Below are 20061 nucleotides of genomic sequence, written 5' to 3'. Positions count from 1 at the left end.
TTGCACGATCTGTTCGATCGCCCTATCCCCTAAGCCTTGCTGTATAAACCTTTTAGCTAATTATTCAGCAAGCCCTAGTTAAGAATGTCGCCTAGAATCGGGCGCGGTTGCTCCTTCTTCCTTCTTCGTTCGGCTAGAGTTATGAAAAAAAAATTAATCTAACGCCATACAAAAAAATGGCATAATGGTGTAAATTCCCACTTTTCCAAATTGTTATTTCTGTGCTGTTTCCTGTTGTGCTAATTCTTGTTCTTGCATCTGCAATAACTCGGGAACTGTTACGAAACTGTACCCTTCATTTCTCAATCGAGCAATAATATCAGGTAAAGCTTTTACAGTTCTCGCTCGATTGCCCCCGCCGTCGTGCATCAGCACAATACCGCCGGAATTTGCCTGCCTCATCACGTTATCTATTAAAGATTCCGTAAGAGTGCGCCAATCAAAAGAATCAGCAGACCACATCACAACTGCATAATTGTTCTTTTGAGCGTAAGCTGTCAATCCATTGTTTAAAATGCCTCCTGGCGGGCGGAACATCGATGTTTGGATGCCGGTCAAGTCCTCAATTAAGGATGAAGTGCGATCGATCTCGCGAGCAGCACCGTCTTCGTTATACTGAAGGTATTCATGGTTCCAAGTGTGATTGCCGATCGCGTGACCGGCCGCTGCGACCTGTTGGCCAATTTCGGGAGAATTTTTCAGGTATTTTCCTACCCAGAAAAATGTAGCCTTAATATTATTTTCCTTGAGAATATCTAGGATTTGTGTAGTTGTTTTAGGCCAGGGGCCGTCGTCAAATGTCAGGGCGATCGCCTTGCGCTGGGAGTCAAGTTTCGCATGACGAATGGTTGTACCTTGAAACTGCGACGGTACGGCTGATTGAAATCGGATTGCCTGCAATTGGGCTAGAGACTGTTGGGAAAATTCTACTCGATTGGCGATCGCCTGGGAGAACTTATTAAGAGTGGACATCGGCTGTTGTTCTTGCGACTGGGATACGGCCAAGACTTGCGCCTGAATCGGTTGCAATGGCTGATTGGCCCGGAAGTTAATTGGCCATGTCACACCCAGCAAAAAACTTCCTGTTGCTGCCATCAAAGCAACGATTAAATTTTTTCGCCGCCTCCACAGCCGTTTCAATTTTGTCACGTCATTGTCTCCTTCACACCTTGTACAGTTAATTTGAGATTTTATGTTGATATCAAGTTAATCCACTTAAGAGAATAATCTTAAATTGGACTGTTCCTAAAAATGCTACTGGAAATAACCGATCGCGGGGAAGTCCGTCCGGATAAAAAAATTTAAGATTTGTGTGCCAGAAATCCCCTAACCCATAAAAACGTGGGATCGTTGAACTTTTTCCCCACCTAGGGGGACGGCGCTCAAGTCGGATTCATGGCACGATATTCTTCGGGACTCAGCCCGCATCAGCCCGCGTCCCTACCTGACACTGCAAGATGTGAGTTTAACCTGAGATGTTGCACTATTGTTAATCAGCCTTTCAAGGGCGGGCTAGAAGATTTTACCCCACAATAAAATTTAGTCTTTGTGGGATAGACCCGAAAGCCTGTTAAGCCAGAATGGTGCAAGATGTGAGTTTAACCCGATTTGATATGAGGGCGATCACGCGCCCCCAGGGTCGTAAAATTAACTTTTAGGGCCGATTCTCTCTTTGTACAAGCCGACAATCCGATCGATAACTTCAGCAACAGTCAGATTGTCTGTTTGAATTTCCACAGCATCGGCCGCTTTACGCAAAGGTGCAACCTCGCGGGTGCTGTCTTTTTCGTCCCGCAGGGCGATGTCTTGTTCCAATTGGGCCAAGCTTATATTAGCCCGATCGGTATCTTTAAGTTCTAACAGCCGCCTGCGCGATCGCTCTTGTACCGAAGCCGTCAAAAAAATCTTCAGTTCCGCATCGGGAAACACGTTAGTGCCGATATCGCGGCCTTCTGCTATAATTCCGCCTTTTGTGCCGCAGCGCCGCTGTTCCTCCACCAGAAACTGCCGCACGGCGGGAATTGCCGCCATTTCCGAGACGCGGGATGTCACTTCCAAACTGCGAATTGCCTCGGTTACGTCTTCGCCGTTAATCTTCAACATCTTTGATGCGGGATCGAGGTTGTATTCCAAATAACTGGAACTGATTAATTCGGCGATCGCACATTCGTCGGAAATCGGCGTGTCTGTTTTCAATGCCAGCCAAGTCAGCGCCCGATACATCGCGCCGGTATCCAGATAAAACAAGTTCAAAGCTGTTGCTGCAAGGCGAGTTACGGTAGATTTGCCTGCTCCCGCCGGGCCGTCGATCGCCACAATGGGCCGGCGATTCCTGAGAATTATATTGTCAATCAAGCGAGTAGAGCCAACTCTGGCGGCCACGGCTAAAAGTCCCGCTGTTTCCACAACCTGCAACGGCGTCAGAGTGTCGGAATCGACAATTTCGGCGTATTCGAGCTTGACTGCGGGTTCTTCTGCGACTGCTGCGCGGGCTGCAGCGAGTGCGGCTGCTGCGGTGCGGTCCCCTGAAGAAAAAGTTTCCGAGGCTTGTTGCAGCGCGCGGTAGAGTACGGAGGCTTGCTGTTTTTGCTCTGCTGTTAAATACAGATTGCGAGAACTCATTGCCAGTCCCGACTCTTCGCGGACGATCGGACAAGCGACAATCTCTACAGGCAAGTTAAAATCAAAGACCAGCTTCCGAATAATTGCTAGCTGCTGGGCGTCTTTTTGACCGAAATAAGCTTTTGTCGGCTGCACCAAACTCAAAAGTTTAGTAACAATTGCCGCGACGCCTTGAAAATGACCGGGCCTTGCTTTGCCGCACAAAACCGATGTCATCGCCGGTGGCGGCACTACTTGAGTTAAGGATGAAAGGTGAATCTCTATCTGTTTTTGGGCGGTTTGCTCTGTTTCTGTACGCGCGGCTAAGCTATCCCGTAGGGAATCGACCGCTTGGTTGCCGAACATTTCAATTGCTGAGGGAGCAAATATGGCATCAACCCCAGCTTGTTCGCACAAAAGTCGGTCTTGCTCCAAATTCCGAGGATAATCTTGAAAATCTTCTGTCGGCCCAAATTGCAGCGGGTTGACAAAAATGCTGACCAGGACGATCGCATTTTCTTGCCTTGCCCGCTGGATCAAGCTCAGATGCCCTGCGTGCAAAGCTCCCATCGTCGGCACCAAACCGACTGTCAAATGAGGTGCAGCAGACTTTTGTAAATTTAAGTAGCAGCGAAGTGCTGCAATGGTAGTAAACAGGCGCACCGGTAGAATCTCCTGAAGGCATTCGGCAGAATGCAGAGTTTATTTGTCAGAATTTGTTCGACTTGACATCTTGCACCATCCTTAAGAACAGGCTTTCGGGCTTCTTCCACAAATAATGGTGCAAGATGTCAGTTTTATTCTACTTTCTGCCTTCTACACTTCGGATAACTTTTGTATTCTGCCTGAGAGTAGCCTTCAGCGTTCAACAGTTGTTTGCTGCGGCGGTTCGATCACTTCGATTTCGACTCTCGCAACGCCACTGCTCATCATTCCCAGCACGCTGGCGGCGCCTGCAGACAAGTCAATGAGCCGATCGCCCACATAGGGGCCGCGGTCATTAATACGGACGACCACGGTGCGGCCGTTGTCGAGATTTCTCACCATGACTCTCGTTCCAAAAGGCAAATTTGGGTGGGCTGCGGTCAAATCATTTTGGTTGAAACGCTCCCCGCTGGCACTGAGGTTGCCGTTAAATCCTGGGCCGTACCAGGAAGCCCAGCCGCTGAGGCGCACTTGAACTGGGCCCATAGACAGCACGGGGGGTTCTGGTTGGGGTTTGCCTGCGACTTCTTCCAGGGGTGGGGCGTTACCCAGAAGTCGGCGGAGGCGATTGGTTGCTTGCAGGGCGTCTCGGCTAAAGTCGCTGGTGGTGTCGGGGAGGATGGTTTCGGCGTTGATGTTTACCAAGTCCTCGCCGTTTGCCTGGATAATGTAGCGATCGCCTTTTTCCCACTTAACGGTAATGCTGTTGGGATCGATGTTGTTGCGGGCTAGCTGATTGAGTCTTGCTGCTAAGGTTGATGCCCGCCAAACTGGATCGGGTTCTTGGTTGCTGGATTTGCTGGCAATATTTCCGACTTTGGGATTTTCTCTGGCGCCGGTTACTTTTGACGGACTGCTAGCACCGGCTTGGCTGTTGCCAGTTTCTCCCAAAGCCGTATTTGTTTCCGGATTCGCGTTCAGAAAGGTGATGACTGGAATGTTTCGCACGTAGACTGTCGCTGCTTGTCGCCCGTCTAACTCGTGGGGCTGAATTTTGGCGATCGAGTCTCGGGCAATTTCAGCTCTTGCTTGATACTGATACTGTCCGACTTTTTGCGCTTCGACCCGAGTAGCGTTTAACTGCTGGGACGGTTGGGTGGCAATTACTTGCTCGGAAACCTGAGAGTTTTGGTTGTCGGCACCTGTTGCTTGTGCGTGACAAGAGGATGCCGTTCCTACCACAGGAACTAACAGGACAGCGAGTAGACCACCAACAAATTTTTCCTTCATACGTCCATTTTTGTGAATAGCCATTGCCAACCGAGATTGGAGGATTGGCCATTTGGCGGCGGGCGTCAAGGATTTCTCTCTTGCCCTTCGCCATTCCCCCGTGAGTCAAAGTAAAGTATCGGGGTGCGTTTTTGCTTTAATGTTTCCGCCCCAAAAAAAATTGGCGGAAACTTCCCTGACACTTGACAACTCATACTCGATCCGCAATTTGTGTTTTGTTCACGAACTGCAACAGACTACCACAAACTTTTGTGGTTGGGGATCGCTGCGATCGCGATTTTCACCAAATCTTCATCAAATTTTCTCAAAACCCTCTATCATAAAATCCTTTAGTTCCAGAGCTTACAGCCGTTTCAGCTATTCCAGAAATATTTACAAAAATTTACAAAAATTTATTGTCTTTTGTGGGCTGCCGAATGGCTAGTCTTAAAAAAGCTGTTTGTCAACTGTTATGGGAATAAACTAAAAACTGGAAATCGATTTGGCGGACTTATGGATTATCGAGAAGCAGGTGTGGATGTTGAGGCGGGCAGAGCTTTTGTCTCGCGCATCGGGAATATGGTCAAGAGCACGCACCGATCGGGAGTTTTGGGCGGATTCGGCGGGTTTAGCGGTTTTTTCAGCGTCCCGGAGGGTTTAAAAGAGCCGGTGATGGTTTCGGGTACTGACGGCGTTGGGACTAAGTTGAAATTGGCCCACAATCTCGATCGGCACGACACGGTAGGTATCGACTTGGTGGCGATGTGCGTCAACGACGTACTGACATCCGGGGCCGAACCCCTCTTTTTTCTCGATTATTTAGCCACGGGAAAGTTAAATCCCGAACAATTAGCTGCGGTGGTGGCCGGCATTGCTGACGGTTGCAAGCAAGCGGGCTGTGCTTTGCTCGGAGGGGAAACGGCAGAAATGCCCGGTTTTTACCAAGCGGGTGAGTACGATTTGGCGGGGTTTTGTGTGGGAATTGTCGAAAAGAGCAAATTGTTGGACGGTTCGCGGGTGCAGGTGGGAGATGTAGCTGTGGGGCTGGCAAGTTCGGGCGTGCACAGCAACGGTTTTAGTTTGGTGAGAAAAATTGTGGGCGATTGCGGTTTTGACTGGCATTCCCAACCCGAAAAGTTAGGTGGCCAAACTTTAGGAGAAGTGCTGCTAACTCCGACTAAAATTTATGTTAAACCAGTCCTCGAAGCAATTAAGAGCGGTCTAGAAATTCACGGCATGGCTCACATTACGGGCGGCGGTTTACCGGAAAATTTGCCCCGCTGTTTGGGAGTTAATCAATCTGTGAAAATTGACAGCAATAGCTGGGCAAATTTGCCAATTTTCCAGTGGATTGCTGAAGCGGGTCAAGTTGCCACAGCAGATATGTTCAATACTTTTAATATGGGGATTGGGTTTGTGCTGTTGGTCGATGCCAGGGAAGTAGAACAGGCTGTTAAATGGTTTGAATCTCAAGGAATTGGTGCGTTCGCGATCGGGGAAGTGATTGAGGGGAACGGAGAATTAATTATAAATAATGGGTAATGGGTAATTAGTAAGAAGCAATCGCAGGGGGTGAAGATTGCTTCGCTTTGTTTTCTCCACTAACAGACAATCTCAACCTGCATTCATTTGTGTATATCTGCGGTTAAATTTATAATTTTGAAAGTAACCGCAGAGGACGCAGAGGAGATAGAGGAAGAAAGAGAAAAAGGAATTCACAACTAAGGACTCGTTGCTTTAATTTTAAATGAAATTGAAATAAGCTCTTGTGCCTTTGAGTACGGTATAATTCCAGATTATTTCCGTCAATGAGTGCAAAAGTATCCGTTCAAAAGTATCGGAACCCCAAACAAATATAGCAACTGCAATAAGCATTAAAATAAAAAAAGGAGGTAGAGGAAAAATTATGATTTTGTTATTGCTAAATAACCCAAAAAATCAATTAAAAATTGGTGATTTTTTGGGTTACATCGTAAATAATGTGTTTCATTGGTGTATTGAGGGATATCCAGAGAATCTAGAGGCTTACTACTATTTTATGTCCGAAGAGAACCTAGTGAAGCAATCTCAAACCCTTGATTACCTAAGTCCTGAATATATTGCTAATGGAGTGTTTAAAGTAATTGAAGAACTAGAGTATTTATTACATCGACTTTCAGCGAACACGCTGATTATTGCGATCGCACTTCCTCTGCTCCTTTGTTCGCAGCCTTCGGTGAATTATAATTATAGGAATAGAGTTTTTGAAACCCTATCTAACTCAATCCAGGAATATCCTCATACAAAGCAGAGATTGGACTGAGGACAGAAGTTCGCGCTACCAACTTGATGCTTGGGAGGACAGCAGTCCTGACTTATTAATAGGCGGCCATTAGACTTTTTGCAAAAATAGATAATATCTGCGTTTATCTGCGGTTAAAAACAGAAAATCCAGAACTCTTGCAAAAAGTCTAACCACCAATCTTATTTAGTCTTGTCCAAAGTCCGCGACTCCAACCAAATAGGAATTGCAATCCAAGCAACTGCTAACAGCAAAGCAAATACCGCAAATTGAGCGGCCCAACCTACCAACTTCTCTAAAGACACAACTTGTCCCAAGAAGTAGGATAAACTCACCATTACAGATGCCCAGCTTGCAGCACCCAGAACATTGAACAGTGAAAATTTCCAAAAAGGCATTTCTGCAATACCTGCTAGGGGGCTAGCAAAAATTCGCAGCAGTGCGATGAAACGACCCAAAAATACGGCTTTAGCTGCATTTTTGCTAAACTGTTCTTTTAAGTCAAACAGTTGTTCTTCTCGAAAGCGGAAAAATTGTCCCAGCTTCAGCAGCAGTGGCCAGCCACCATACCTGCCGATCGCATAACCAAAATTTCCCCCCAATGTAGCACCGGCGATCGCACTGCCGAGCACAAACCAGTAATTCAGTTCCCCGCTGCCAGCTAAAAAGCCGCCAGCAATCGTAATTGTCTCGCCTGGAAGAGGAACTCCCAGATTTTCCAGCAAAATTCCCAGAAATACTGCCCAGTAGCCGTAATCACGCGCAAACTGCTGAATAGTCTCTAACGATAAAAACTCAAAAGACATTCGATACTGCCTTCGTAAACTTTTGCAAAGCTCAATACATTTATATATTGGCTCGATTCAGCCAATAGTGCAATCTTTCGCTGTGATTAAGAACACACTGTTGTCGCGATCGCTAATCCAACTAAAAATTAGCCTTTCAGGCATACTAGAGGAATACGGAATTGTTGCGGTTGCGTTCCGCGCGATCGCTACCTAGTTTCCTACTAAATTTATCACAACGGCTCTCCCCACCGATTCCCTAGCCCGATCGCGCCTCCTAAAACATACGCTGAAATCGCCTGAGTTTTTCAAGAGAGTCAGCAAATAAACTCACTTATTCATACTTTACGATCGTAGGATAACTGCTATGGAATTTCCAAACTTCAACCCACCCATCGTCCTTCAACCTCACAACTGCCTCGACTCCCAAGCCGGCAGCCTCCTCCAGCAACAGCTAGCCGAGATTGTACCCGATCGCCACAAACTCTGGGTAATAGACATGGGCGCGGTAGATTTCATCGACAGTTCCGGGATCTGCGCCTTAGTCGGTGGACTCAACGCTGCCCGCCACCGGGGATGTCGCCTCGTCATCTGCAACCTCTCAGCCACAGTCAAGCTAATTTTTGAAATTACTCAACTTGACCAACTCTTTGAAATCTTCGACAGTTTCGACCAAATTGTCTCCCCTGAAACTCCGGCTTTAGTTGCTTGATTAAAATGAGATCCCCAGTTTAAATCTCAAGTTTGCAAGAGACTTCAAGCAAGCGTAGAGCTAATTTCTATATCATAAATAGGTTGATTTGTCAAGCAATACCAATGACAAACAAATAAATCAGGCACTTGAAGGCCGACAGAAGCGATCGCAGGTGCAGCCGGAAAAGGCCAAAGTCGATCGAAACAAATCCCTTCCCCTACAAACCCAAACTGCATCAAATAAGTCGCCGGGGGCGCATTTAAAAGATTCAGCAAGCGGTAAGCCAACTCATACAACTGCTGTCGCCAAACATCCGACAAATGCACCGGTTGAGAGTAACTCAACTCGCCAGACTGCTTGTCAGGTTCCCCACCGATCACTTCAGCATACACTGGCCCCTTTGCCGTCAACACCACAGGCAGCCAAAAATTGCCACCCCCGACGGGAAAAAGTAACTCTTGCGACACTCGATCGCGCGCCGCCGAAACATTGCCACAAAATCGAAACACATCTTGAGCCGGAAAAACCAGATTTTCTGGCACATCCAGCGTCAAAGGACAAACGATCGCCCCACCCGGAGCGATCGCGCCAGAATGGAGTTCAGAAACCCCACAGATATTGACTTCAGTTAAAGGATGAGATTGAGCGATAGCTGCCTTGAGACTTGCGGCCAGACTTTGCTCACCACCCGCCACAATCAAAACCTTAGACATTGCCAAAGCTCGGCATTTGAATTCCCCGATCGTCCTCAGCATCGACACTCGGCAGATCCAAGCCCTTAGCCTTGCGGTTCCGCACAGCTAGACGGTAAGTTACGCTTTGCAACTCAGTGTGCAACTGGCGGTTTTCCTTTTGCAGTTGATCCAACTTTTCCTTAATCGGCTCGATCCGTTCGGCAAACTTCTGGCGGTAAACCCCCGGCAATTCCTGTACTACCTGTTCCAGCATCCGAGAGCGATCCGTCAATTCCTGCACCGACTGCCGCAGTTGGTAAACCTCAGCATCTCGCTCGGCAATTTGTTCTTGATAAAAACCCACCTGTTCTTCAACAGCTTGGAGTTGTTCCCGCATTGCCTGCATTTGAGCTTGGTGGCGATCGGAAACTTCCGGCGCCGGCACAAAATTAGAATTGCCCTTCACCAACCTGAAAAGTTCTTGAGACAACTGCTGCACCAACTGGTCGCGCATTTGCAGCTCTTCGGTGAGACGAGATACCTCTGATTGCAATTCTTTTGAGCTTACAAGTTTAGTTTGATTCACGATGACTCTCAGCTTTTGTTATATAATGTGTTTCTATTTAAAAATATCTTTCCCTTACCGCAGAGGCAAGAGGCATTTCAAAAGTTTTGAACCCATTAAGCTAAATCGAGCCAGCGGTCCGATGTCAAGGGTAAAGCTCAGTCTAACTCAAATCAGGCATCCACGCCATCACCTTAGTTTCTTGCCCTAGGCACAGGTAAAATCCTAGGTTTTTTGTCAATAAACCCGGTTTCTTAGCTTTTTCTCAGAATAGTGCAAGATCTCAGGTGTAACCAATCACAGCCGAAAGCACTTTGCCAGCTTCGTCCACGGTTCTGCCAAAACAGATAATGCCGTCCTCGTGACCGGCCATCGCCAGAATTTTGCGCTCTGCCAAATGTTCCTCCTCAAAAAGTCTAAACATTTCTAAGGCCATCTGAGGAGTGCCGTAAGGTATTTCTTTTCTAGTAGTAGGAATCTTAAACAGCAGTTGCTGCCATAGCTTTGGATTATGGACGTGAATTATTCCGCCCACATCCTCTCTCTGAAGGTACAGCGCCCCGTGAGTCAGGGACTCCGACGAAGCTTGTACGGGGCCCCGGCAGCCGAGGTAATTTTGTTCTAAATTAAATTCGGTAACAGTACAGTAGAATTCTGGTCCCAGAGTCCTCAAGTGTGCAGTCTGGGTGCCCGAAATTACGAATTGGCAAGAATTGCCGAGTCTGACGCTGACGTTGCCAAACCCTATGCCATTTTCGTAGACGCCAATTAATCCCCAAGCGTGGAGCCGATCGCGCCAGTCCATCAAATCTGCTATGTTCCTGCCAGCTACAGGGTCTGCTTCTTCCCAGTCACAGCGGTACTTAACGACTCCTTCATCCATCCATTTTTTTGTCCGAGCTGACACGACAGACATTGCCTAAGCTGAGACTTAATCGAAGTTCTCAAGAAGTTGTCAAACAGCTTTTTTTTCCGGCTGCCTTATGTCTCGGTACATAAGTGCCTTAACTAATCTACATTCCAGTGTCGCCGTAATTAGCGACCGACATTAGCAAAAAGTAAGCTAGGAAAGAAGAACCAATTATTCCTAAAATCATGATTTAGCCTCTAGGTGATTACAAAAGTTCAATATGAAAATGTAAGCTATCAGTTGGGGAGTTTGATTCCAGGCTTTTGCCCGATCTAGTTTCTGATGTGAAACTACATAATCTCGCTGAATCGGTTATTGCTCTATACTACCGCATTTCTACTGAGTTGAGTTGACCTTAAGAAAGATTTAAGGATAAAGTACCTTTTAATTCGGTAACTCAGGTAAAAAGCAACCGTATATTTACTGATTTTTATCATTATACATATATTTAAGCAAAAAGCAAGTGGAACACAAAAAATATTTTTTAGCCTGTCTGGGAGCAACTGGCACAATCTTCGGGTGCTCTACGTTAGTCAACACCTCTGTCGATCGAGCAATGTTTAGCTCCGGGTCATCCTACAAGCTAAGAAACCGAGTTGAGGGTAATATCAGGTTGGGTAAAATCACCGCAACGCCAGCTCGCGTCGGCGGGCTTACCACAATGTGTAGTTGTAGTATAAGTTATAGCTCCCGTAAACCAGTGTCCACCTAGAGCGGGATAGTCGATCGACCGAACCTGATATAAGTCCTATTAAGAAAAAAACAAGCCGATCGAGGAGTGATACCTCGATCGGCTAAAGTCTTCTGTGGAGTGCGATCGCTCGTAGCCCTTTAAATGTGGAAGTGATACAAGATACTGCCGTCGTCTTTAATTTCGCAATTGGCATTAAAGACTTCAGCTTGTTGGTTCAAAAAACGCTGAGCGACATCCGGTGACAGTCGCGTTTCCATCGCAAACCGCACCAGAGTTATTTCGCCGCGGCCTTCTTTGATCAGTCGGTACAAAGCACTTTGGAGCCTTTCGCTTTCTTCTCGCTGAAAAGCTGCCTTGTATTTCCAATCCGCCACCGAAGGAATCAAACCCCGGCTGACCAAAATTGCCAACAGCAGGCCAATTCCCAAAATCAGAGGCACTGTCGGATCGCTCGTGGGCGTAGCCACAATTTGTGGCACTGTAGCGGCGGCCAAACTGCTGACCATTTCCTTTTCCGAAGCTTGCGTATCCGCCATTGCAAGCTGAGTTTTGTTGTAAAAGTCTTGCTGAAGCTTCATTTGCTGCAACAGGCGAGCGCGTTCTCTTTCGTATTGGTCGAGTTTTTGCTGAGCTTGTTTCAGGTCTTGAGTAACTTGTGCCAAGCGTTGATTGAGCGACTGATTGACTGATTGCCACCGATATCTGTTAATCAGGCGGCTTTTTTCCACCATGCCCTTCATCAACATATCCACCGTTTGGATTGCTTGCTCCTGATCGAGCGAGCGATACCCAACAACAATCTCTAGGGGTTGTTCCGGCTTAGAAATCTTGACACTAGCATTTTGTCGAACTTGCTGGGGCGACAGCTTAACTGCATCTGCCACTGCTTTGACAACATTATCTGCCAGCAGAACCTCTGGGGTGAGTTGCTCTCCCTGCTTGAGAATTGTCGTTCCCGTACTCGAAAATTTGACTGGCGGATTATTAGAAGTGAGAGTGCCTTGAGCCATGAATCCGGGGGGCGGGGCGAGGCGGTAGGCCAGGGCGCCTGAAATACCCATAATTACAGCAAAACTGCCTAAGGCAATCCATCTGTATTGATGTGCTGAAGATCTAAAACGTAAATTTCCCATTTTGATAGTCAAGTCATAACATTCACTTGCCGCAGCTCCTGCCAAACCCAAGAGCCATCGTTTCTTTCTGGTTAGTCAAATTGACTGCTGAAAATTTTCTCTGCTTCTACCTAAAAGCTATTAGCTTTTGAGAGTTGTCAATATTCATGATCCGAAAAAACCGATCGCGCTTTTATTTGAGCCGAGCTATAACTTCAGTTTTTGTCCTTAATAATTAATCTGTAACAAGGCTTCTGGAAGTCTACTGGCATCAGACTAGCACTCAGGCGTGCGATCGCCTCGCCTCCCCGTGTTTGTTGACATTCAAAACAGTCTCCTTTTCACCCTTGGCAATTCTCCAATTATCTTACGTCTTGGCGTCTTGCGGACGCGGTTGAAGAATAAAAAAAACCTTAAATACTCTGCCTTAAAACTTAACAAGCAAGAATTATACCATGCAGTTAAGAGTTTGCTGCGTATTAAAAAAATTGTGGAGCTGGGCGCGAGACCAGATCCACATATTCACATAACAATTATGGTGTGATCGGTTGATGGTTCGATCGATCTCACAAGGGCGAAGGTTCAGAAGCCGATCGGCAAAATCAGACCCTCGCGTGCCATGACAGCCTTCGGAAAAGCGATTTGCACATCTTCGGCGATGCGATCGAGAAAATCGTCAGTATGAGCCGGATCGTGGTGAAAAATCACCACTCGTTTCACCCGGGCCTCCTTAGCCATTCTCACCGCTTCCTGCCAAGTCGAGTGTCCCCAACCCACCTTCGGAGACTTGGGGTTGTGATATTCCTCGTCTGTGTACATCGCGTCGTAAATCAGCACGTCAGCGTCGAGGGCTAAATTGTAGACATTCTCATCTAGGCGATCGGGAAAATGTTCAGTGTCCGAACAATAAACAACCGATCGTCCCTGCCAAGTCACCCGATATCCCATAGCAGTATTCGGGTGATTCAGAGAACCCGTCCTAATCTCAATATCGTCCAGCATCATCGTCTGGTTGTGATTGAGTTCGTAGAAATTCAAATCTGCCTGCAAACCCATCAGCGGCACCGGCGAATTCGAGTGCAGCACCCGTTCTACGAAGTGCCTTTTCATGCAATCTCCATCCGGCGGAGTCGCCCCGTAAATATCAAAGCTATTGCCGCGGATGAAAGCTGGGGCGAACAGCGGGAAACCTTGAATGTGATCCCAGTGATAGTGAGTAAAAAACATATAAGCTTGCACGGGCATTTCTTGCACCAACTGGTCTCCCAGCATCCGCAAGCCTGTTCCGCCGTCAAAAATCAAGCGTTTGCCAGCGACTCGCATTTCCAAACAAGAAGTATTGCCGCCGTAGCGAACAGTTTCCTGTCCGGGTGTCGGAACACTGCCCCGCACGCCCCAAAACTGTACTACAAAATCATCTATACCTTTTATTGATTCGGAGGGTTGAGGGCAATCAAGGGGAGTTGCCGCTACAGAGGACAAGCTGATTTCCATTTTAAAATTCAGGCTTTAAGGTTCCACATTGTCCGTGATGGCGCAGTAGATGGTCGCACAACACTAAAGCTACCATCGCTTCCACCATTGGCACAGCTCTTGGCAAAACACAAGGGTCGTGCCGTCCCTTGGCAGCCAGCAGCGTTTCTTCGCCTTCTCGGGTAACGGTGCGCTGCTGCTGGCGAATTGTCGCAGTCGGCTTGAATGCCGCCCGCAAAATGATATTTTCGCCGTTAGCAATTCCACCCTGAATTCCGCCAGAGCGATTCGTCACTGTACGAATTACACCCTTATCATCAGTATAGTATTCATCATTATGTTCGCTGCCCTTGAGCAGAGTCCCGGCAAACCCGGAACCAATTTCAAAGCCTTTGCTGGCGGGCAAGGACATGATGGCTTTGGCCAAGTCGGCTTCGAGTTTGTCGAATACGGGCATTCCCAGGCCTTTGGGGACATTGCGGGCGACGCATTCAACTACACCGCCGATCGAATCTCCGCTATCGCGAACTTTTTCGATCAGTTCAATCATTCTTTCGGCACATTCGGCATCTGGACAGCGGACGATGTTGCTTTCTACTTGTTCTAAGGTAACAGTGTCCGGGTCAGCGACACATTCTAAATCTTTGATGCGTTTGACGTAGCCGACTATTTCGACTCCTGCTGCTTGTTTGAGAATTTTTTTTGCGATCGCCCCTGCTGCTACTCTACCAATTGTCTCTCTTGCGGACGATCGACCTCCGCCTTGCCAGTTACGAATTCCGTACTTAGCATCGTAGGTAGCGTCAGCGTGGGAAGGGCGGTAAGTTGTCGCCATTTCGCCGTAATCTTGGGGGCGAGTGTCTTGATTGCGGACTAAAATTGCGATCGGCGTTCCCAAAGTTTTGCCTTCAAACACCCCTGACAGAATTTCGCAGGTATCTGCTTCTTTGCGGGGCGTAGTAATTTTGCTTTGGCCAGGGCGGCGGCGATCGAGTTCGGCTTGAATTTCCGATGCGTCGATCGACACCAGGGGAGGGCAACCGTCAATTACTACTCCGACACCACCGCCGTGAGATTCCCCAAATGTCGATATTCGAAATAAATGCCCAAAGGTATTGCCCATTATGCTTTGCCCTGAAACTTGATAATTTTTAGCTTAAATGGAATAGAGATTTACTGTATTTATGAAAAATATACCATTGACGAGTAGGCGACAGGCAATCGCCCCACAGCATCACTTTTTTCCCGCTATAAAAATAGCTCCGAGCCCGAGGGAGAGGGAGAGAGGGAGATGGGGAGAGGGAAAAAATCTTCCTTCTTCCTGACCTCCGTTACATCCGATACATTGCTCGTTACCGAACTTCCTTCTTCTTTAGTCTTCGTGCTCTTCAAAAGGATCTCTCAATTCCTTAGAAGGGGGACCGAAAGCGGTGTAGATCGAGAATCCGGTGATTGCCACCAGACACACACCCAGTGAAATGCCAAGAACTGCTGCAGGTTCCATATTTTTGATCGATTATGAGTGATCCACTCTATAATATTACAAAAAATAACAATCCGTCTGAAAGTCTAGTGATTTTAGGCGCAATACGGTATGGCCCCCAACCCCCACTCCCCCTTCTCCCAGTCCCCCATGCCACATTTCTGAGAAATTGCGATCGCAATTAGCGGTAGAAATATGTCAAACTTTTCTGTAGAGATTCATTGTAGGTGACTTATGGCACAACGGACTTGGTTAGGAGATATACTCAAACCCCTTAACTCAGAGTACGGCAAGGTCGCTCCGGGTTGGGGCACCACGCTGTTGATGAGCGTTTTCATTGGACTGTTTTTCGTGTTCTTGTTGATTATTTTGCAAATCTACAACTCTTCGCTGATTCTGGAGAATGTGGATATGGATTGGTCGAGTCTCGGCCGCTAAAAATTGATCGCAAAACAGTAAGGCTAAAAGTAAAAGCTGAGGGTTGAGGAGAAAGGGTAAAAGCTAAGTTTTCCCGTTTTTCCTTACCCTTTCCGATTACTTTTGGCATAAATAAACAAGAAGTAACTAAATAAATTGCAGGAGAAAAACCATGAATATTTTTGGCATTGGTTTGCCGGAAATGGCCGTTATTTTTACGATCGCCCTATTGGTATTTGGCCCGAAAAAATTACCTGAAATAGGTCGGAGTATGGGGAAGGCAATTCGGGGATTTCAAGATGCTTCGCGGGATTTTGAGTCGGAGTTCACGCGGGAAGCTAAGCAGTTAGAAGAAGCAGTAGCAACTAACAGCAAACCCGAAACTGAAAAACTCGCGGCGGCGAAGCCCAAGGAAGATAGCACAGACAGTTAAATGAACAACACTCAGAAGTCGGAAACACCAGCGGAGTTAGTGATTCCCCAGCTAATAGTTGGGTTGGGAAATCCCGAACCTAAATACGATCGCACCCGACACAACATAGGCTTTAATGCTGTCGATGCCTTGGCTAAATCTTGGCAGATTTCCCTGTCGGAAAATCGCAAATTTCAAGGCATATTTGGCGAGGGAAACCCGCAGCGGGGACATAAAATTCGCTTGCTGAAACCGCTTACTTACATGAATCTGTCGGGCCAAGCGATTCGGGCAGCGACGGATTGGTACAAAATACCTGCGGAGTCGGTATTAGTAGTATACGATGATATGGATTTGCCGATCGGGAAATTGAGAATGCGGCTTGCCGGTTCAGCCGGCGGACACAACGGCATGAAATCGACAATTTCTCATTTGGGTACAGACAAATTTCCCCGCTTGCGCATTGGCATCGGCAAACCTCAAAACGATGCTGCTAAAAATGAGAAAGATACAATTTCCTTCGTGTTAGGAAAGTTTTCCTCAGAGGAAAGTCAGTTAGTAGAAAAAGTGCTTAAACTGGTTGTAGAAGCTGTGGAACTAAGTCTGCACCAAGGAGTAGAAAAAGCCATGAGCCTTTACAATAGTCGCACAATTGCAGAAACAAACGCGGAAACAAAAAGGTGAGTTCGAGACGTTTGCCTGAAACAACTGCATATGTCCGGGTTACTGGCCAATCTTGGCAAAAAGGCACGATTGAGGGTGAAGTGACTGCCGGCAATTTTGAGTGGCAGTTTCAGTGGCGTTTCACGTCAGAAAAAACACTGATACTTGAGCCTTCTCAGGGTAGGGCATTGATTCAGGAACCGCTGCACCGTTTCCTGGAGAAATGGGATTATCAATTAGAACCAGGTGGCGATTATTCGTTTACGGTTCGGGCTCAGTTTTAAAATCTTGGTAATGGGAAATGCGGAAAAGGTAATCGGGAATAAAAACTTACTTTAGTAGGATATCCCGCTTCCAGTAATTATTTAATTAATCACGGGAAATGGCTCTAAGGGGAAATTGGGAAACGGTGATCGGGAAGGCAAACTTTCTGTAGTAGGAGGTCCCGATTCCAGTGATTCTTTAATTAAAGCAGGTGGCGTCCCTTCTCGGTAAGCCCCGCAATAATACATTGTCAAAACAGCTTTGTAAGCCCAGTGATTGGAAGGTACATCGGTAAAAGCATTTGGCAGGGTTTCAACCTGATTCTGCACGCAAGCATTGAGAATTTGTTCTGGCGTTGTCTGCACTTGGACTAAAGAATTATTTGGCTTGAGTTGTGCCGGATTTTGTGCGTTTGCCGGAGCTAACAAACCTGTATAAATTAACAGTGTAGCAGTGCCAAAGATGCTGAGTTTCATAAGTTTATAAATTGCTGAATTAGTTGGGTGGTAGTGAGGAATTTAGTCCTCAAAGTTGTGGCAAATAAGGAATCTTCGTCCTTACTCGAAACCTTTGGAATGTTCAGACATTTTTCGCATTCCCAAGGCCAAGACACTCAAAAACAACAGCCCGATCGCCCCAGCTAGCGGATTGCCGTTAACTCCTGTCACCCAGTCGGGAACAGATGCCGAATATCGCACTAACTGCCCGATGTTAATCATGTAATATCCCCAGACTAAACCTGCATGAAGCCCGATCGACAAACCGAGGCGATTTTGGCGCGATCTTTTTCCCCAAACCAGAATCAAACCCAGCAACAACAACCCCGGAAACTGCGGCCAACTCCGCAGCATGGCCGCGACAGGTTTGATAAAATGAGATAAGGCAAACACCAGGCTATTCGCCCACAGAGAGATTCTATAATTGTAATCCCGCTGCAACTCGTCCAGCAACCAGCCACGGAATACCAACTCCTCCGCAAAACCGACTCCAAGGGCGCTTAACAGCCCTTCTGCGATGATTCTAGGCAAATTATCAGAATTTTGCCACGCGACTAAGCCGAACAGCCCTTGCACCGCAAATAAGCTGAAAGTGAGCAAAAGCCCGATCGCCAATCCGATTAAAAGCTCAAAACCGTTTTTTCGCGTATTGATTAAACCGTAACTTTTGAGTAATTGGGTTTGTCCGTAAACCTGTTTTCCCCAGCGTGGCACTAGCAACAGAAACTCAGTAAACAACAATCCCATTGTCAGAATAGTTGCTAGGTTACTATCTTTAACCAAGAGATAAATTGGTGCTGCTAGGGGCAGCCAAATTGCTAGCAAGATTAATAGAAAAATTATTACACGTAAAGGAAATGGATAACTGGCTATTATTTGGAGGCGCTTAATCATTGTTGTAAATTAAACAGGTTTTACATGATATCTGTAGGGAGACAGCAATGCTGTGTCCTTACCAGGATTAGGACACAGCATTGCTGTCTCCCTACCCGGATTATAAACACGCCATTGCCGTACCCCTAATGTACAAAGCAGACGGAAAAAGCTAGAATGGCATCATATCGGTTGAAACTTTAAGTGAAGCAAAGCTATAACATCAGGTAACAATGACTGAAGCCTCGGATTTTTCAAATGTCGATCGCGAATTAGATGACACAATTTTAAGCTTCGCAGACATTCAGGCAGAACTCAACCTGCGCCACGCTAAAGATGCTCTGCGAGATATAGTAGAAAATCTCGACTTGACAGTTCAAGAGCGAACTGGACTTGAGCCGGAAATTGGCGGGTTGGAGAAAATGCTCGACAAGCTAGAGCGCGCTTGCGTGCAAATAGCTGTGTTTGGGATGGTGGGAAGGGGAAAATCTTCGGTTTTGAACGCGCTGCTAGGTCAAAATGTGTTTGAAACTGGCCCGACTCACGGGGTGACTCGCACCACGACTATCGGTCAGTGGGATGTAGGAGAGGGAATTGATGAGAATTTGCCCGATCGACTTTCGCCAGTTATTTACCGTTTGTCGCAAGTTGAATTAGTCGATACTCCGGGAATAGATGAAGTTGACGGCGAAACTCGCGAACTTTTAGCCCGCCGCGTTGCTCAACAAGCAGATTTGATTTTGTTTGTAGTTGCTGGCGACATTACAAAGGTGGAATACGCAGCACTTTCGCAGTTGCGGGAAGCCGGAAAACCGATGTTATTAGTGTTTAATAAAATTGACCAGTATCCTGATGCAGACAGGCTGGCAATTTATCATAAAATTCGAGACGATCGCGTAAGAGAATTGTTGTCTCCCGATGAAATTGTGATGGCGGCGGCTTCCCCTTTGACGGCGAGGGCGGTGCGCCGTCCCGACGGAAGTATGGGCGTGCAAATGACTCGCAGTTTGCCACAAGTGCAAGATTTAAAATTAAAGATTTTGGAGATTTTAGACCGAGAAGGCAAATCTTTGGTCGCGCTGAATACGATGCTCTGTGCGGGGGATATTAACGAGCAGTTGGTGCAGCGAAAAATGGAAATTCGAGATGAGGCGGCTAATCGAATTATCTGGAACGCGGTAATGACGAAAGCGGTGGCGATCGCACTTAATCCAATTACTGTAGTTGATATTCTTAGCGGTGCGGTAATTGATGTGGTGATGATCTTAACTTTATCTAAAGTTTACGGCATTGCGATGACGGAAGCGGGCGCGGTGGAATTGCTGCAAAAGATTGCGATTAGTATGGGGGGAATTACTGCGGGTGAATTGTTGGCTAATTTTGGTTTGAGTTCTTTGAAAGGATTGTTGGGTTTGGCGACGCCGGCGACGGGGGGTTTGGCTTTAGGGCCTTATTTGTCTGTGGCGGTGACGCAAGCTGCGATCGCGGGGGTTTCTTCCTACGGTATCGGTCAAGTTACTAAGGCTTATTTGGCTAATGGTGCTTCTTGGGGAGATGATGGACCAAAGGCTGTGGTGAGCAAGATTCTGTCTTCTTTGGATGAGGATTCTATTTTAAATCGGATTAAGGAAGAGTTGCGGGCTAAGTTGGATTTGGGAAGTGTGGAAAAACAGAAATTTCATTGATTGTTTTGGGAATTATTCAACCGCAGATATAAAGCAGATAAACACAGATAAACGCAGATAATTT

The 20061-nt window shown here is 46.9% G+C and carries 20 protein-coding genes; 7 read left to right on the top strand and 13 right to left on the bottom strand.

Going from position 1 to position 20061, the window contains the following annotated elements:
• Positions 1 to 213 precede the first annotated feature (213 nt).
• The 3 genes from QUA23_RS25555 to QUA23_RS25545 all read right to left on the bottom strand — a co-directional run bounded on the left by QUA23_RS25555 (position 214) and on the right by QUA23_RS25545 (position 4536).
• Positions 214 to 1149, bottom strand: a complete 936-nt coding sequence (locus QUA23_RS25555) for a polysaccharide deacetylase family protein (protein ID WP_333078705.1) — start codon at positions 1147 to 1149, stop codon at positions 214 to 216.
• A 498-nt stretch (positions 1150 to 1647) separates the two neighbouring features.
• Positions 1648 to 3264 (bottom strand): bifunctional pantoate--beta-alanine ligase/(d)CMP kinase, encoded by a 1617-nt coding sequence (locus QUA23_RS25550; protein WP_333078704.1) that lies wholly within the window; start codon positions 3262 to 3264, stop codon positions 1648 to 1650.
• Between the two features lie 195 nt (positions 3265 to 3459).
• Entirely contained in the window at positions 3460 to 4536 is a 1077-nt protein-coding gene (locus tag QUA23_RS25545) for a septal ring lytic transglycosylase RlpA family protein (RefSeq protein ID WP_333078703.1), read from the bottom strand.
• A 492-nt stretch (positions 4537 to 5028) separates the two neighbouring features.
• On the opposite strand from QUA23_RS25545, the gene purM reads away from it, so the two are divergent.
• On the top strand, positions 5029 to 6057 hold the full coding sequence (purM, locus tag QUA23_RS25540) for a phosphoribosylformylglycinamidine cyclo-ligase (protein WP_333078702.1): 1029 nt from the start codon (positions 5029 to 5031) through the stop codon (positions 6055 to 6057).
• A gap of 921 nt (positions 6058 to 6978) precedes the next feature.
• On the opposite strand, the gene QUA23_RS25535 is transcribed toward purM, so the two are convergent.
• Positions 6979 to 7602 carry a DedA family protein gene (locus QUA23_RS25535; RefSeq protein ID WP_333063240.1) on the bottom strand — a complete coding sequence of 208 codons (624 nt, stop codon included), beginning with the start codon at positions 7600 to 7602 and terminating at the stop codon, positions 6979 to 6981.
• Positions 7603 to 7948: 346 nt separating this feature from the next.
• On the opposite strand from QUA23_RS25535, the gene QUA23_RS25530 reads away from it, so the two are divergent.
• Positions 7949 to 8293, top strand: coding sequence for an STAS domain-containing protein (locus tag QUA23_RS25530; protein WP_333078701.1), 345 nt, complete (start codon positions 7949 to 7951; stop codon positions 8291 to 8293).
• A 44-nt stretch (positions 8294 to 8337) separates the two neighbouring features.
• Here the strand turns inward: QUA23_RS25530 and QUA23_RS25525 are convergent, their stop codons facing one another.
• From QUA23_RS25525 to psbN, 7 genes are all read right to left on the bottom strand, one after another.
• Positions 8338 to 8988, bottom strand: coding sequence for a hypothetical protein (locus QUA23_RS25525; protein WP_333078700.1), 651 nt, complete (start codon positions 8986 to 8988; stop codon positions 8338 to 8340).
• A complete protein-coding gene (locus tag QUA23_RS25520) occupies positions 8981 to 9535 on the bottom strand; it encodes an Npun_F5560 family protein (protein ID WP_333078699.1) in 555 nt (184 codons plus the stop codon). The genes QUA23_RS25525 and QUA23_RS25520 overlap by 8 nt, the downstream gene beginning before the upstream one ends.
• 262 nt (positions 9536 to 9797) lie before the next feature.
• Positions 9798 to 10430, bottom strand: a complete 633-nt coding sequence (locus QUA23_RS25515) for a class II aldolase/adducin family protein (protein ID WP_333078698.1) — start codon at positions 10428 to 10430, stop codon at positions 9798 to 9800.
• Positions 10431 to 11255: 825 nt separating this feature from the next.
• Positions 11256 to 12251: a hypothetical protein gene (locus QUA23_RS25510; protein WP_333110573.1), complete on the bottom strand. Its 996-nt coding sequence runs from the start codon at positions 12249 to 12251 to the stop codon at positions 11256 to 11258.
• Positions 12252 to 12812: 561 nt separating this feature from the next.
• Positions 12813 to 13724, bottom strand: coding sequence for an MBL fold metallo-hydrolase (locus QUA23_RS25505; protein WP_333048652.1), 912 nt, complete (start codon positions 13722 to 13724; stop codon positions 12813 to 12815).
• A gap of 1 nt (position 13725) precedes the next feature.
• Entirely contained in the window at positions 13726 to 14826 is a 1101-nt protein-coding gene (gene aroC, locus QUA23_RS25500; protein ID WP_190659307.1) for a chorismate synthase, read from the bottom strand.
• 249 nt (positions 14827 to 15075) lie between these two features.
• Positions 15076 to 15207 carry a photosystem II reaction center protein PsbN gene (gene psbN, locus QUA23_RS25495; protein WP_006633693.1) on the bottom strand — a complete coding sequence of 44 codons (132 nt, stop codon included), beginning with the start codon at positions 15205 to 15207 and terminating at the stop codon, positions 15076 to 15078.
• A 213-nt stretch (positions 15208 to 15420) separates the two neighbouring features.
• On the opposite strand from psbN, the gene psbH reads away from it, so the two are divergent.
• The 4 genes from psbH (at position 15421) to QUA23_RS25475 (ending at position 16962) form a co-directional block, all read left to right on the top strand.
• A complete protein-coding gene (gene psbH / locus QUA23_RS25490) occupies positions 15421 to 15624 on the top strand; it encodes a photosystem II reaction center phosphoprotein PsbH (RefSeq protein WP_172189685.1) in 204 nt (67 codons plus the stop codon).
• A 151-nt stretch (positions 15625 to 15775) separates the two neighbouring features.
• A complete protein-coding gene (locus QUA23_RS25485) occupies positions 15776 to 16036 on the top strand; it encodes a TatA/E family twin arginine-targeting protein translocase (protein ID WP_333078697.1) in 261 nt (86 codons plus the stop codon).
• Positions 16037 to 16699: an aminoacyl-tRNA hydrolase gene (gene pth / locus QUA23_RS25480; RefSeq protein WP_333078696.1), complete on the top strand. Its 663-nt coding sequence runs from the start codon at positions 16037 to 16039 to the stop codon at positions 16697 to 16699.
• Positions 16696 to 16962, top strand: a complete 267-nt coding sequence (locus QUA23_RS25475; protein ID WP_006633689.1) for a DUF3146 family protein — start codon at positions 16696 to 16698, stop codon at positions 16960 to 16962. The genes pth and QUA23_RS25475 overlap by 4 nt, the downstream gene beginning before the upstream one ends.
• Positions 16963 to 17043: 81 nt before the next feature.
• Here the strand turns inward: QUA23_RS25475 and QUA23_RS25470 are convergent, their stop codons facing one another.
• Complete coding sequence (locus tag QUA23_RS25470; RefSeq protein ID WP_333078695.1) at positions 17044 to 17418, bottom strand: S-layer protein; 375 nt, start codon at positions 17416 to 17418, stop codon at positions 17044 to 17046.
• 81 nt (positions 17419 to 17499) lie between these two features.
• Positions 17500 to 18333, bottom strand: a complete 834-nt coding sequence (locus QUA23_RS25465; protein WP_333078694.1) for a CPBP family intramembrane glutamic endopeptidase — start codon at positions 18331 to 18333, stop codon at positions 17500 to 17502.
• 212 nt (positions 18334 to 18545) lie between these two features.
• Here QUA23_RS25465 and QUA23_RS25460 point away from each other — a divergent pair, with 212 nt between their 5' ends.
• Positions 18546 to 19997: a GTP-binding protein gene (locus tag QUA23_RS25460; protein WP_333078693.1), complete on the top strand. Its 1452-nt coding sequence runs from the start codon at positions 18546 to 18548 to the stop codon at positions 19995 to 19997.
• The last annotated feature ends 64 nt before the right edge of the window (positions 19998 to 20061 follow it).

The sequence above is a fragment of the Microcoleus sp. Pol1C5 genome, from assembly GCF_036701115.1.
Lineage (GTDB): Bacteria > Cyanobacteriota > Cyanobacteriia > Cyanobacteriales > Microcoleaceae > Microcoleus.
The sequence above is the reverse complement of the archived record's forward strand: the minus strand, read 5'-3'. Positions and strand labels throughout refer to the sequence as shown.

Coding starts and splice junctions, on each gene's coding strand:
- psbH (WP_172189685.1), top strand. CDS start 15,421: ATGGCACAACGGACTTGGTTAGGAGATATACTCAAACCCCTTAACTCA.
- QUA23_RS25510 (WP_333110573.1), bottom strand. CDS start 12,251: ATGGGAAATTTACGTTTTAGATCTTCAGCACATCAATACAGATGGATT.
- QUA23_RS25465 (WP_333078694.1), bottom strand. CDS start 18,333: ATGATTAAGCGCCTCCAAATAATAGCCAGTTATCCATTTCCTTTACGT.
- QUA23_RS25515 (WP_333078698.1), bottom strand. CDS start 10,430: ATGTCTGTCGTGTCAGCTCGGACAAAAAAATGGATGGATGAAGGAGTC.
- QUA23_RS25530 (WP_333078701.1), top strand. CDS start 7,949: ATGGAATTTCCAAACTTCAACCCACCCATCGTCCTTCAACCTCACAAC.
- QUA23_RS25535 (WP_333063240.1), bottom strand. CDS start 7,602: ATGTCTTTTGAGTTTTTATCGTTAGAGACTATTCAGCAGTTTGCGCGT.
- aroC (WP_190659307.1), bottom strand. CDS start 14,826: ATGGGCAATACCTTTGGGCATTTATTTCGAATATCGACATTTGGGGAA.
- QUA23_RS25485 (WP_333078697.1), top strand. CDS start 15,776: ATGAATATTTTTGGCATTGGTTTGCCGGAAATGGCCGTTATTTTTACG.
- QUA23_RS25470 (WP_333078695.1), bottom strand. CDS start 17,418: ATGAAACTCAGCATCTTTGGCACTGCTACACTGTTAATTTATACAGGT.
- psbN (WP_006633693.1), bottom strand. CDS start 15,207: ATGGAACCTGCAGCAGTTCTTGGCATTTCACTGGGTGTGTGTCTGGTG.
- QUA23_RS25525 (WP_333078700.1), bottom strand. CDS start 8,988: ATGTCTAAGGTTTTGATTGTGGCGGGTGGTGAGCAAAGTCTGGCCGCA.
- pth (WP_333078696.1), top strand. CDS start 16,037: ATGAACAACACTCAGAAGTCGGAAACACCAGCGGAGTTAGTGATTCCC.
- QUA23_RS25505 (WP_333048652.1), bottom strand. CDS start 13,724: ATGGAAATCAGCTTGTCCTCTGTAGCGGCAACTCCCCTTGATTGCCCT.
- QUA23_RS25460 (WP_333078693.1), top strand. CDS start 18,546: ATGACTGAAGCCTCGGATTTTTCAAATGTCGATCGCGAATTAGATGAC.
- QUA23_RS25545 (WP_333078703.1), bottom strand. CDS start 4,536: ATGAAGGAAAAATTTGTTGGTGGTCTACTCGCTGTCCTGTTAGTTCCT.
- purM (WP_333078702.1), top strand. CDS start 5,029: ATGGATTATCGAGAAGCAGGTGTGGATGTTGAGGCGGGCAGAGCTTTT.